The following is an 11,736-nucleotide window of genomic DNA, read 5'->3' as shown; positions in this document are numbered from 1 at the left end:
GGAGGGGACACGGATGGCGATCGATTCGATAGGCGTGTGGATCGCGGTCGTCGTTCTGGTGATGGCGCTGCTCGTCCTCGACTTCGTGGTGGCGGCGCGCCGGCCACACGCCGTGGGCATGCGCGAGGCCACCGCCTGGAGCGTCTTCTACATCGGCGTGGCCATCGCCTTCGGCCTGGTCCTGTGGTGGCTGGCCGGGTCGGCGCTCGCGGCCGAGTACTTCGCCGGGTGGCTGGTGGAGAAGAGCCTCTCCGTCGACAACCTCTTCGTCTTCGTCATCATCATGGCGCGCTTCTCCGTGCCCCCGGAGAACCAGCAGAAGGTGCTGCTCTTCGGGATCGCCACCGCCCTCGTGCTGCGCGCCGTCCTCATCGCGGTCGGCGCGGCGGCCATCAGCCTCTTCTCCTTCACATTCCTGCTCTTCGGCCTGCTGCTGATCTGGACGGCGATCCAGCTGGTCCGGCACCGGAACGAGGAGCCCGACATCGAGAGCAACCCCCTGATCCGCTTCGTCTCGAAGGCGCTCCCGGTCACCGAGAACCTGCATGACGGCAAGCTCGTCGTCCGCGAGGACGGAAGGCGGATGGTCACCCCGCTGTTCGTGGTCTTCCTCGCCATCGGAAGCACCGACCTGCTGTTCGCCCTCGACTCCATTCCGGCGGTCTTCGGCGTCACCACGCACCCGCTCATCGTCTTCGCCGCCAACGCCTTCGCGCTGCTGGGGCTGCGCGCCCTGTACTTCCTGATCGAGGGCCTGCTGGAGCGTCTGGTCTACCTGTCGATCGGCCTGGCGGTCATCCTCGGCTTCATCGGCCTGAAGCTCATCCTGGCCTTCCTGCACGAGGACGTCTCCACGTCCTTCCCCGAGATCCCGACCCCGCTCTCGTTGGTAGTGATCTTCCTGGTGCTGCTGGTCACCGTCGTCTTCAGCCTGCGCAGGGTGCGCGCCCACCCCGAGGAGCGCGCGCGGGCGGGCACCCTGCACCGGATGCGCCGCAAGGACAGGAACGGTGGCCAGGGCGAGGGGCGACAGGGGCAGGACGACCGCTGAGGCCCGGCGGGAACACCCGGACGAACGTGCCGGGGGGAGCGCCGAAAGCTCAGGCCAGACAGCGCAGGGCGGCCCTGAGCCTGCGGTCGAGGGGATGGTCGACGGGGTGGTCGTCCGGCAGGCGGCCGACGGTCGCCGCCACGAACGCCGGGGGCCCCAGCTGCTCGCTCATGTCGTAGGCGTGCACCCAGATCCCGTCGGCGGTCAGCTCGACCTGGACCTTCGACCCCTGCTCCGCGAGCGCGAACGCGCCCACCCTCGCCCGCCACCAGACCCGCTCGTCCTCCTCGTCCTCCGCGACGGGCGCGCCGACGTCGTCGGCGTGGGTGGCGTACTCCGAGTCGTAGTGGAAGGTCTGCAACCCCACCGGGTACGGTCCCGCGAGGGTCGGCAGCAAGGCGTCGCGGCCGAGCTCGCGCATCCGCTCGCGCGTCTCCCCGTTCTCGCGCCGCCACTCCTGGAGCACCTCCTCGACCGGAACGTCACGGCGGCGCTCCACGCACCAGGCGTTGAAGGCGTTGAAACCGCCCTCCACGCCCTCGCTCCTGAGCATCGTGACGAACCCGTCGATGTCGTCGTCCAGACAGGCGTGGTTGTACAGCTCCTCCCCCGCCAGGTGCCCGAGCACGTCGCGGACCGACCAGCCCCCCGCCCGCGAAGGGCGCCGCCAGCCCTCCGCGTCGAGCCCGGAGAAGAAGCGGTCAAGGCGGAGGGCCTCGGTGTCGAATATGTCGAACGGGTTGAGATCCGCCAGCGGATCCTTCGATTCTGCGGTCATACATCAGCAGTACCCGGGAACGACGGGCGTCCCCGCCCCACGCTAGTCATCGTCGTCGTCGCTGCTGTGATGAAGCGGCCCGGACTGGTCACCGTCCACCTGGCCGTCCACCTGGGAGGTGAGCCCCGAGGTTCGAAGGAAGTCGACGAGCGGCCCCTCCGAGGCGATCCTGCCCTTCCGCTGCGCCTCGCTCAGCTCACGGCCGAGCTTGCGCAGTTCGTCACGGGCCTTCCCGTTGTCGCCCTCCTGGATTTTCCCGGCGAGTTTGACGATCCTCTCGCGGACCTTGCGGGCCGTCTTGGGGTCGATTCCCCCCTGAAGCTCCTGCGCGGTGACCGCCTGTCCCAGGGCCGCCAGGCGCGCCTGCCATCCGCCCGCCGCCGGCGCGGTCCGGCTGGGCGCGGGGGACGGCGCCGCGGACGCGCTCCGCGAGACGGCCGGTGTGGGCGACGCGGGCGCGGACCGCTCCGGGGGCGCCGCCGACGTGATCGCGGGTGGCACCGCCGCGGTGCCCTGTCCCACCGGATCCGGCGAGGCCGACGCCCACAGGGCCACCAGCACCGGCAGGGCCACCACGCCCAGCAGGATCGCGACGAACATGCCGGGTGGGCTCTCCCGCAGGAACCTCGTGGCACGCCCCACCCACGCCTCCACCGGCGAGCCGTCCTTCCCTTCGGGGACGGGAGGCACCGAGGGCAGGACGGAGGTCGGCGCCGGGGGCCCGGACGCGTGCGGCGTCCTGCGGGGCGCCGCGGCCAGGAGCCCGCGGACGACCTCTCCCCCGGTGGGCCGCGCGGCGGGATCCTTCTCCAGCAGGGCCAGGACGAGCCTCTCCAGCTCCGCCGGGATGCCGGGCCGGTAGCGGCCGGGCGGGTCCGGCCGGGCGCCGACGTGCTGGGAGATCACCTCCGTCGCCGTGCCGACGAACGGGGGCCGCCCGCAGAGCAGCTCGTAGCAGACGCAGCCGAGCGCGTACAGATCGGCGGCCGCGGCTCCAGGCTCGCCGCGGATCTGCTCGGGCGACAGGTAGGCGGCCGTGCCGATGACGGTGCCCACCGAGGTCAGTCGCATCGCGGCCTCGGTCGCGACCCTGGCCGTACCGAAGTCGACGACCTTGAGCGCCCCGCCCGCGCCCAGGTGCAGGTTCGCCGGTTTGACGTCGCGGTGCACGACCCCGGCCTGGTGCGCGGCGTCCAGCCCGAGCGCGATCTGCCCCGCCAGGCGGCACGTCTCGGCCACGCTCAGCGGTCCGCGCTCGGCCAGCTCGGCGGCGAGATCCCGGCCGGTCAGCAACTCCATCACCAGGTACGGGCGGCCCTCGTGCTCGCCCATGTCGAGCACGGTCACCACGTTGGGGTGGACGATGCGCGCGGCGGTCCTGGCCTCCCTGGCGAACCTCTCGCGCACCGCGGCGTCGGCCACCTGCGGTGCCAGGATCTTGACCGCCACCGGCCAGCCGGGGCGCAGGTCGTAACCGCGCCAGACCTCGCCCGTGCCGCCGCGGCCGATCAGCTCGTCCAGCCGGTACCGCCCGGCGAGCACCACGGCCGCCCCCTCCCAAACCCCCATGATCTCCCGCCATCAACTCCGAACCCGGCAATTGGCACACCACTGTAGGGGTGCCTCGCCGGGATCGCAGGACAAGATCGCGTTCCGGTTCCCCCGGACCCGCCGCTTTCCTTGCCAATCCACTCATTGATGGATTGCGAGGTAGGGGCATCGCGGCCAGACTGTCCGGCATGAGGAAGAGCGAGGAAGACGTCTCCGCACCCCCGGCCCGCCGCCGGGGACGCCCGCCCAGGGACAGGTCCGCGCCGTCCACCTCCGACCGCATCCTCGCGGCGGCGACCGACCTCTTCGCCCGGCACGGGGCCGACGGCGTCTCCATGCGCGACATCGCCGCCCGGGTCGGGATCGACGTCTCCAGCGTGCACCACCACTTCCCCTCGAAGGCGTCGCTGTACGACGCCTGCTTCGCCCGCGTCTTCGAGCTGGAGCGGGCGACGCTCACGCCGCCGGTGCGCGCCCTCCTCGCCGCGGCGCGTTCCGGACCGGCGGCCGACGTGGTGGGCGCCATGCACGACCTGGTGGACGCGTTCGTGGACTTCCTCGACGACCACCCCCAGACCACGTTCCTGTGGCTGCGCCGGTGGCTGGACCCCAGCCTCCACCTGTCGCTGGACGAGGCGTACTCGCTGCCGATCTACGGCGAGATCGAGCGGGCCCTGCTGGAGGCGGCCACCCGTGGCCTCCTCGTCGAGCCGACGCCGCACATCACCGTGCGCGGCCTGGTCTGGGCGGCCCACGGCCACGTGACCGCCCTGGCCGCCCTGACCGCCCGGGGGGGCGACCCGGTGGCCGCGGATCGCGAGAGGCGCGAGTTCCGCGCCTACGCCCACCGTTTCGTCGACCGGCTCTACGCACCCCCTGGCGCGGGCGCCGCGGACGGCTAATATTCCATCATTCGATGGAATATGGGAGGCAGCGGATGAGCTCAGCGGAACCGGGCCGGGGAGTGACCGCCGGAAGCACCGGAGCGCCGGCCGAGGAGGTGTCCGCCGGTGCGCCTGGCCGGGGAGTGACCGCCGTCGTCGGTGGCGGCGCCGCGGGCATAGCCGCGGCCAAGGCCCTCATCGAGGCCGGCCTGCCGGTGCTCGGCGTCGAGCGTGCCACCTCCCTCGGCGGCCTGTGGCGGCTGGACGCCGACACCGCGTCCTACGAGGGTCTCCGCCTCAACACGAGCAAGCCGCGCACGGAGTTCTCCGACTTCCCCATGCCCGCCGGGTGGCCCGACTACCCGACCCGCGCCCAGATGCTGGAGTACCTGCGGTCGTACGCCGAGCACTTCGGGGTCGGCGAGAGTTTCCGGTTCGCCACCACGCTCGAATCGGCCCGGCGTGCCGGCGACGGCTGGGAGCTGGCGCTGACCGGCCCCGACGGGCCGTACCTCGAGACGGTGGAGCATCTTGTGGTGGCCAACGGCCACAACCACGAGCCCCGCCACCCCGAACCGCCGTACCCGGGGACGTTCACCGGCACCGAGTCGCACGCGCACGGCTACGTCACCCCCGCCGAGCTCGCCGGGAAGCGGGTGCTCGTCGTGGGCACCGGCAACTCCGCGATGGACATCGCCGCCGAGCTCGTCGGCCACGCGTCCACCGTGCTGCTCTCGGCCAGGCGCGGTGTCTGGGTGCTGCCCAAACGGCTGCTCGGCCGCCCCTCCGACCAGCTCAACGGTGCCCTCGCCGCCCTGCTCCCCTGGCGGGTGCGCCAGGTGGTCTCCCAGGCGGTGCTCAGGGTCGCCGACCGGAAACCCGCCGGGCCGCGCCTCCCCGCCCCCCGTCAGGGTGTGCTCCAGGACCACCCGACCCTGAGCGACTCCGTTCCCGAGCTGATCGCGAGAGGAAGGATTCTCGCGCGGCAGGGCGTCACCCGCCTGGACGGCTCCCGGGTCCACTTCGCCGACGGACAGGCGGACGAGGTGGACCACATCGTGTGGTGCACCGGCTACCGGGCCGTGACCCCGTTCCTCGACGCGGACACGGTGCCCGACCCGGCGAGCCTGCTGCTCTACCGCCACGTCTTCCCCATCGGCGACGACTCGATCAGCTACGTCGGGCTGATGCAGTCGACCGGCTCGGCGTTGCCCGTCGTCGAGGCGCAGGGCCGCCTGGTGGCCGCCGTGCGGACCGGAACCCATCGGTTGCCCGATCCGGAGAGCGCGCGGAGGATCGCCTCGGCCGAGCTCGACGCCGCGCGGGGGCGCTGGGGACAGCGCAGGCCCCACATGCGGATCGACGTCGACCAGTACCTCCGCGTCGTGAACCGCGAGCTGCGCCCGTCCCCGGCGCGCGCGCTGGCCGGGCGCCGGATCCTGGTCACCGGCGCGGCGGGCACCTTCGGCAGGGCGATGAGCGCGCGGTTCACCGCCCAGGGCGCGCGGGTGGTCGGCCTGGACGTCGTCCGTCCCACCGCCCGCCCCGACATACCGATCATCGCGTGCGACATCACCTCCCAGGAGTCCGTCGACGCCGCGGTGGCGGAGGCCGCGGCCCTGCTCGGCGGCATCGACCTGCTGATCAACAACGCCGGCCGGGGCGGGCCCGCCCCGGCCGAACTCGCCCCGGGCGACGAGGTGGAGGCGCAGCTGCGGCTGAACCTGCTCGGCGCCTGGCGCGTGACGGCGACGGTCATGCCCCACCTGGTACGCGCCAGGGGGCAGGTGGTCTTCATCGCCTCACGGATGGCGGTCCTGCCGCTGCCGCTGGCGGCGGCGTACGGCGTCTCCAAGCGCGCGCTCGCGGCCTACGCCGACGCGCTCCGTCTTGAGGTCGGCACGCACGTCGGCGTGACGACCGTCTACCCCAGCATGGTCCGCAGCCCAATCCACGACAGCACGAAACAGGCCGGGCTCTCCCTGGACGCGGTGTCTCGGCCGGAACCCGTCGAGGGCGTGGTCGACGCGATCGTCCGCGCGGTCACCGCCCGCCGCGCCCCCCGTGACGTGGCGACCACCCGCCGGGGACGTGTCGAGATGATGGTGGGCAGGCACGCCCCCGCCCTGGCCGACCGTCTCGTCCGGCGCACCGTCGCCGCCCGCATGGCGGCCGGTGACTTCGCAGACGCCCCCCTCGCAGCGGGCATGCTGCGCCGGCACCGGAGCTAGCCGGAGAGCGGCACCGTTCACCGCCCGGAACCAACGACCACCCGCCGCGAAGAGGCCGGCGCGGGGACCTTCGTCCCGGCAGTCGACAGAGCAGCCCGCTGCTGCGAACCGAACATGCCGGGAACGGTAGTGATCTACTCCGACGATTCGGCCGCGGGCCCGTTACCGGGCCGTGGCGGAACCGGTCTGCAGTCGTCTCCCCGTGCGTCGCCAGCGGGTGAGCCCGCCGTCCAGCGGGCGCGCCGGAAAGCCGTGGTCGCGGAGCAGGCGCACGGCCTCCGGGGAGACCACGCAGTAGGGGCCGCCGCAGTAGGCCACGATCTCCATGTCCCTGGGCAGCTCGTCGAGACGGTCCCGCAGTTCGGCCAGCGGAATCGACACCGACCCCGGCACATGGCCGCGGGCGTGGTCGGCGGCCGAGCGGACGTCGACGATCACGATGTCGGGGTCGTCGAGACGTCCGGCGAGCTCGTCGGCGGTCACCGCCTCCAGGACCGCGACCTCGCCGAGATGCTCGGACACCGCCTCCCGCAGATCGGCGAGCCTTTCCGCGGCGAAGTCCTGCAGCTCGCCCAGGAAGCGCGAGACCCGCTCGTCGGCCAGCCGGTAGTAGACCCGGGTACCCGCCTTGCGGCTCGTCACCAGGTGAGCCGCGCGGAGTTGCTGCAGCTGGGCCGAGGTGTTCTTCAGCGGGATGTCCGCCTCCTCGGACAGCTGCTCGACGGTGCACTCTCCCTGGTCGAGCACGTCGAGCAGCCTCAGCCGCACCGGACTGGCCAGCGTCCTGCCGATCCGGGCCAGCTGCCGGTAGATCGGTTCCTCGGGAAACTCCGCCATGACCGTCAGACCATGTACTGGTCGTGGCGGAGGTACACGTCCGTCCACTCCGCGTCGCTGAGCCGGCGCCCGCTGGCCGCGATCTCGGCGAGCTCCTCGAAGTAGCCCTCGCGGGGTGCCCCCGGTGCGAAGAGCAGCAGCATCGAGGCCGGTTCGCCGGACTCGTTGCGGAAAGCGTGCACCCCGCCCTCCGGGACGTACAGGAAGTCTCCCGCCGTCGCGTCGGTCCAGATCTCCCCGTTGAACAGCCGCACGGTCCCGGAGAGCACGAAGAAGGACTCGGAGATCGTCCGGTGGAAGTGCGGGTCCGGGCCGGACGGCTTCGCTCCCATGTCCCAGCGGTACAGACCGAACTGCCCGTTCGTCGAGGCGCCGGTGCCCAGATAGCGCACCTCCGTCCCGCCTTCGCCTATCACCAGGTCCGGCCCCGCGCTCGCCGGCCGGAAGAACCCACTGCTCTCGCCCGCCTCGCCCAGGTAACGAGGCTCCGGGTACGACATCGCGTCCTCCAGTTGATCCATTGCAGCCTATATTCTAAAGAACTATAGAGCATGGGAAGATTAAAAGACCCCGCCGCGACGGTCCCGGTGAACGGTCAGCGAAGGAGCAGGTTGAGCAGGACCGTCAGGAGGACGGAGAGCAGCACGGAGACGAGGATCATGGTCAGGCACCCGGCCCAGCCGCCCAGGATCCTGATCTCCGTCTTCCCGATGCGTATGCCCTCGTGCTACCCGGCGACGACCGGGGAAACCCGGTCCCTCGCCTCGCGGCCGATGCTCGCCGGTGAACGTGAGGCCGGAAACATTCTCCCGGAACGGGGGTGCTCGATGTCGATTCGGCCCGACGCCGTTCGTGTAATGGGTAGGACGCCGACGGTGGCGTCGCACTCGCCCAGGAGGACCCGATGAAGCAGTACCTGCTCAGCATCTACCAGCCCGACGGAGAGGCTCCCCCGCCCGAGACGCTGGAGCCGATCATGCGGGACGTCGACGCCCTGGACCGGGAGATGAGGGCCGCCGGCGCCTGGGTCTTCTCCGCCGGTCTGCACCCGGCGAGCACGGCGACCGTGCTGCGGGTCAAGGACGACGAGGTGCTCATGACCGACGGGCCCTTCGCGGAGGGCAAGGAGCACCTCGGCGGGCTCACCGTCGTCAGGGCGCCCGACCTCGACTCCGCGCTCGAATGGGGCCGGAAACTCGCCCGCGCGACCACCCTGCCGGTCGAGGTACGGCCGTTCCAGGGCGAGGCGATCTGATGCCACGTCAGCCGACCGGGAACCCGAGGCCGTCCGGGGCCGGCCTCGGCTTCCCGGGCCGGTGAGATGGGGAGCCTCGCACCGATGCCCGGCAGGCCGGCCCTTCCTCCCTCGGAGATCGCACGCGTGTTCGCCGAGGAGTACGGCCGCGCGGTGGCCGTCCTGGTCCGCGTCTTCGGTGACATCGACATCGCCGAGGAGGCGGTCCAGGACGCCTTCACCGTCGCGGTGCAACGCTGGCCGTCGGCCGGACCGCCGCCGAGCCCGGCGGGATGGATCATCACCACCGCGCGGAACCGAGCCGTCGACCGGCTGCGCCGCGAGGCCTCCCGCGAGGACCGGCAGGCCCAGGCCGCCCTGCTGCACGCCCGCGACGGCCGACAAGAGGAGGGACCCGTGCGCGACGACCGGCTACGCCTGATCTTCACCTGCTGCCACCCCGCGCTCGCCCCCGCCGCCCGGGTCGCGCTGACACTGCGACTCCTGGGCGGGCTCAGCACCGCGGAGATCGCGCGTGCCTTCCTGGTGCCCGAGACGACCATGGCCCAGCGGCTGGTCCGGGCCAAGGGCAAGATCCGCGACGCGCGGATCCCCTACCGGGTCCCTCGCGACGCCGACCTCCCCGACCGGCTCCGGGCCGTACTGGCGGTCGTCTACCTCATCTTCAACGAGGGCTACACGGCGAGTGCGGGCGAGCGTCTGGTCCGCGAGGACCTCTGCGCCGAGGCCATCCGGCTCGGCCGGCTGCTGGCCGACCTGATGCCCGACGAACCGGAGGTCATGGGACTGCTCGCGCTCATGCTGCTCGTCGAGTCGCGCCGGGGCAGCCGCACCGGCCCCGGCGGTGAGCCGGTGCTCCTGGCCGACCAGGACCGCGACCGGTGGGATCGCGACCTCATCGCCGAAGGCCAGGCCATCGTCCGGCGCTGCCTGCGGCGCGACCAGCCGGGTCCCTACCAGATTCAGGCGGCGATCAACGCGGTCCACAGCGACGCGCCGGTCCCGGCCGCCACGGACTGGTGGCAGATCCTGCGGCTGTACGACCAGTTGCTGGCGCTCGCCCCGAGCCCGGTCGTGGCGCTCAACCGCGCGGTCGCGGTGGCCGAGGTCGAGGGTCCCGACGCGGCGCTCATCCTCGTCGACGGCCTCGACCTGGACGGCTACCACGTGCTCCACGCCGTCCGTGCCGACCTGCTCCGCCGCCTGGGGCGCACCGCCGAGGCGGCGTCGGCCTACCAGGCGGCGATCGCCCGCACCGAGAACGCGGCCGTACGCGACTTCCTGCGGCGCAGCCATCGGGCGCTCACCGGAGCCGGATGACGGATGACTGCTGCTGGATTCCACATGCGGACAAGGTGCTTTTATCCGCCTTTGTGGGAGCGGTACCATCAGGCACGCCAAGGATGATCCACAAGCTGCTCGGAAGTCAGCCTGACCGGCGTCAGCTGCCGGACGCGGATCACACTCGACGTCCGGTGAGCCTCCGGTGACGAGTCCGCCCCGTACGAGAAGGAGAATCCCATGAGCCGGCCGGTCGTTCTGCCCGCCTTCCCCGCTCCGCTGCGCTGGTTGAACCCGCCGGTCGGGTGGAGCGTCGACGGGGACGACGCGCTGGCCATCGAGGCGGGCCCGAACACCGACCTGTTCACCGACCCCGGCGGCCCCGACCGCTTCGCCAACGCCCCCGCCCTGGTCGGGCGGCTGGACGGCGACTTCACGCTGAGCGCCCGGGTCAGGGTCGACCTGCTGACCACCTACGACGCCGGGGTCCTGGTGCTGTACGGCGACGAGCGCACCTGGGCGAAGTTCTGCCTGGAGATGTCCCCGCAGGGCAGAGCCACGATCGTCTCCGTGGTGACCCGCGGGGTGTCCGACGACTGCAACTCCTTCACCGTCGAGGGCGACGACCTGCGGCTGCGAATCTCCCGGATCGGCTCCGCCTTCGCCTTCCACGTCTCCACCGGTACCGACTTCTGGCAGCTCACCAGGTACTTCGCGCTCGACGGAGACCCAGAGATCGGCTTCCTGGCGCAGTCGCCCACCGGCCAGGGCTGCACGGTCCGCTTCGAGGACATCCGGCATTCAGCGAAACGCCTCTCCGACCTGCGGAACGGTGAGTGAACCCGATCCGACGCCGGTCCCGGCTTCGTCATAAGTGGAAAGACGCGCTTTCCCGTGACACCGAGGAGCGCGGAACGACGTCAGGACTGCATGGCCGGGACGAACTCGAGTTCCGAGCCCTGTCTGGGCTGCCAGCCCGGCCTGCCGAACACATATCCCAAGCGCTCCTTCCACGAGCGCGCCATGTTGACGTCGCGGACGATGTCGATGTACTCGTGAAAGGCGACTTTCAATGGATTGTAGGTGTTGATGTTCTTGGTCAGACCGTAGACGGCCTCTTCATCCTCACTTTGAAAGGTGCCGAACATCCGGTCCCAGACGATGAGGATGCCGCCGTAGTTGCGGTCGAGGTACTTGTCGTTCACGGCGTGGTGCACTCGGTGATGGGACGGCGTGTTGAAAACGAATTCGATCATCGGGTGCAGACGGCCGATGCGCTTGGTGTGCAGGCAGAACTGGTAGACGAGATTCAGCCCGAATGCCAGCGGGATCACGTACACGGGAAATCCCGCCAGAGCCACGGGCGCCAGGAAGGCTATGCGGTGGACTCCGGTCCACGTCTGGCGGATCGGCGTCGAGAAGTTGAAGTACTGGCTGGAGTGGTGGACCACATGGCTCGCCCAGAAGATCCGCACCTCATGGGCGACCCGGTGCTCCCAGTAATAGCAGAGATCCACCAGCAGCATGATGACCGGCCAGGACCACCAGGTGACCTCGATCCTCAGCGGGGTCAGCGCGTGGGCGGCTTCCCAAACGATCACGGAAACGGCTACCCAGATCAGGCCGATCACGGCATACCCCGCACCCATCACCATGCTGGTGAGGGTGTCTTTCAGCCCGTATCCCCTCTGCTCGGCATCTTCCTCCCGGTGGAAGGCGAAGATCTCCAAGCCGATCAGCAGCAGGTAGGCGGGAATCGCGATCAACGACGGATCCATGAACACTCCTGAAATCATCCCCGGCTCGGTGGGCGATGAAGAAATAAGTAAATCGATGCTCAATGATAGGGCAGTTGCAGATGAAACAGC

11 protein-coding genes are annotated in these 11,736 nt (G+C 70.9%); 6 read left to right on the top strand and 5 right to left on the bottom strand.

Features of this window, described 5'->3' with window-relative positions; translation table 11 throughout:
• The first annotated feature begins 13 nt into the window (after positions 1 to 13).
• Entirely contained in the window at positions 14 to 1,051 is a 1,038-nt protein-coding gene (locus ABZU75_RS13185; RefSeq protein ID WP_355553132.1) for a TerC/Alx family metal homeostasis membrane protein, read from the top strand.
• Positions 1,052 to 1,100: 49 nt separating this feature from the next.
• On the opposite strand, the gene ABZU75_RS13180 is transcribed toward ABZU75_RS13185, so the two are convergent.
• Both ABZU75_RS13180 and ABZU75_RS13175 read right to left on the bottom strand, forming a co-directional pair.
• On the bottom strand, positions 1,101 to 1,829 hold the full coding sequence (locus tag ABZU75_RS13180) for a maleylpyruvate isomerase family mycothiol-dependent enzyme (RefSeq protein WP_355553129.1): 729 nt from the start codon (positions 1,827 to 1,829) through the stop codon (positions 1,101 to 1,103).
• A gap of 42 nt (positions 1,830 to 1,871) precedes the next feature.
• Complete coding sequence (locus tag ABZU75_RS13175) at positions 1,872 to 3,398, bottom strand: protein kinase (protein WP_355553126.1); 1,527 nt, start codon at positions 3,396 to 3,398, stop codon at positions 1,872 to 1,874.
• A 170-nt stretch (positions 3,399 to 3,568) separates the two neighbouring features.
• Here ABZU75_RS13175 and ABZU75_RS13170 point away from each other — a divergent pair, with 170 nt between their 5' ends.
• Complete coding sequence (locus ABZU75_RS13170) at positions 3,569 to 4,282, top strand: TetR/AcrR family transcriptional regulator (RefSeq protein ID WP_355553123.1); 714 nt, start codon at positions 3,569 to 3,571, stop codon at positions 4,280 to 4,282.
• A 35-nt stretch (positions 4,283 to 4,317) separates the two neighbouring features.
• A complete protein-coding gene (locus ABZU75_RS13165) occupies positions 4,318 to 6,495 on the top strand; it encodes an SDR family NAD(P)-dependent oxidoreductase (protein WP_355553120.1) in 2,178 nt (725 codons plus the stop codon).
• A 162-nt stretch (positions 6,496 to 6,657) separates the two neighbouring features.
• Here ABZU75_RS13165 and ABZU75_RS13160 read toward each other — a convergent pair whose 3' ends face one another.
• Both ABZU75_RS13160 and ABZU75_RS13155 read right to left on the bottom strand, forming a co-directional pair.
• Complete coding sequence (locus ABZU75_RS13160) at positions 6,658 to 7,332, bottom strand: metalloregulator ArsR/SmtB family transcription factor (protein ID WP_355553117.1); 675 nt, start codon at positions 7,330 to 7,332, stop codon at positions 6,658 to 6,660.
• A gap of 5 nt (positions 7,333 to 7,337) precedes the next feature.
• Positions 7,338 to 7,853 (bottom strand): cupin domain-containing protein, encoded by a 516-nt coding sequence (locus ABZU75_RS13155; protein ID WP_355553114.1) that lies wholly within the window; start codon positions 7,851 to 7,853, stop codon positions 7,338 to 7,340.
• Between the two features lie 383 nt (positions 7,854 to 8,236).
• Between ABZU75_RS13155 and ABZU75_RS13150 the strand changes: the two genes are divergently transcribed.
• The 3 genes from ABZU75_RS13150 (at position 8,237) to ABZU75_RS13140 (ending at position 10,708) form a co-directional block, all read left to right on the top strand.
• Positions 8,237 to 8,587 (top strand): YciI family protein, encoded by a 351-nt coding sequence (locus ABZU75_RS13150; protein WP_355553111.1) that lies wholly within the window; start codon positions 8,237 to 8,239, stop codon positions 8,585 to 8,587.
• A gap of 84 nt (positions 8,588 to 8,671) precedes the next feature.
• Positions 8,672 to 9,907: a sigma-70 family RNA polymerase sigma factor gene (locus ABZU75_RS13145; protein ID WP_355553108.1), complete on the top strand. Its 1,236-nt coding sequence runs from the start codon at positions 8,672 to 8,674 to the stop codon at positions 9,905 to 9,907.
• Between the two features lie 201 nt (positions 9,908 to 10,108).
• Positions 10,109 to 10,708 (top strand): DUF1349 domain-containing protein, encoded by a 600-nt coding sequence (locus ABZU75_RS13140; RefSeq protein ID WP_355553105.1) that lies wholly within the window; start codon positions 10,109 to 10,111, stop codon positions 10,706 to 10,708.
• An 80-nt stretch (positions 10,709 to 10,788) separates the two neighbouring features.
• Here the strand turns inward: ABZU75_RS13140 and ABZU75_RS13135 are convergent, their stop codons facing one another.
• Positions 10,789 to 11,709 (bottom strand): sterol desaturase family protein, encoded by a 921-nt coding sequence (locus tag ABZU75_RS13135; RefSeq protein WP_355553102.1) that lies wholly within the window; start codon positions 11,707 to 11,709, stop codon positions 10,789 to 10,791.
• Positions 11,710 to 11,736 lie beyond the last annotated feature (27 nt).

The sequence above is a fragment of the Streptosporangium sp. NPDC005286 genome (genome assembly GCF_040607515.1).
GTDB lineage: Bacteria > Actinomycetota > Actinomycetes > Streptosporangiales > Streptosporangiaceae > Streptosporangium.
The sequence above is the reverse complement of the archived record's forward strand: the minus strand, read 5'-3'. Positions and strand labels throughout refer to the sequence as shown.

Excerpts from the sequence above, each read along its gene's own strand:
- ABZU75_RS13175 (WP_355553126.1), bottom strand. The coding sequence starts at position 3,398 with ATGGGGGTTTGGGAGGGGGCGGCCGTGGTGCTCGCCGGGCGGTACCGG.
- ABZU75_RS13185 (WP_355553132.1), top strand. The coding sequence starts at position 14 with ATGGCGATCGATTCGATAGGCGTGTGGATCGCGGTCGTCGTTCTGGTG.
- ABZU75_RS13170 (WP_355553123.1), top strand. The coding sequence starts at position 3,569 with ATGAGGAAGAGCGAGGAAGACGTCTCCGCACCCCCGGCCCGCCGCCGG.
- ABZU75_RS13165 (WP_355553120.1), top strand. The coding sequence starts at position 4,318 with ATGAGCTCAGCGGAACCGGGCCGGGGAGTGACCGCCGGAAGCACCGGA.
- ABZU75_RS13180 (WP_355553129.1), bottom strand. The coding sequence starts at position 1,829 with ATGACCGCAGAATCGAAGGATCCGCTGGCGGATCTCAACCCGTTCGAC.
- ABZU75_RS13150 (WP_355553111.1), top strand. The coding sequence starts at position 8,237 with ATGAAGCAGTACCTGCTCAGCATCTACCAGCCCGACGGAGAGGCTCCC.
- ABZU75_RS13160 (WP_355553117.1), bottom strand. The coding sequence starts at position 7,332 with ATGGCGGAGTTTCCCGAGGAACCGATCTACCGGCAGCTGGCCCGGATC.
- ABZU75_RS13140 (WP_355553105.1), top strand. The coding sequence starts at position 10,109 with ATGAGCCGGCCGGTCGTTCTGCCCGCCTTCCCCGCTCCGCTGCGCTGG.
- ABZU75_RS13155 (WP_355553114.1), bottom strand. The coding sequence starts at position 7,853 with ATGGATCAACTGGAGGACGCGATGTCGTACCCGGAGCCTCGTTACCTG.
- ABZU75_RS13145 (WP_355553108.1), top strand. The coding sequence starts at position 8,672 with ATGCCCGGCAGGCCGGCCCTTCCTCCCTCGGAGATCGCACGCGTGTTC.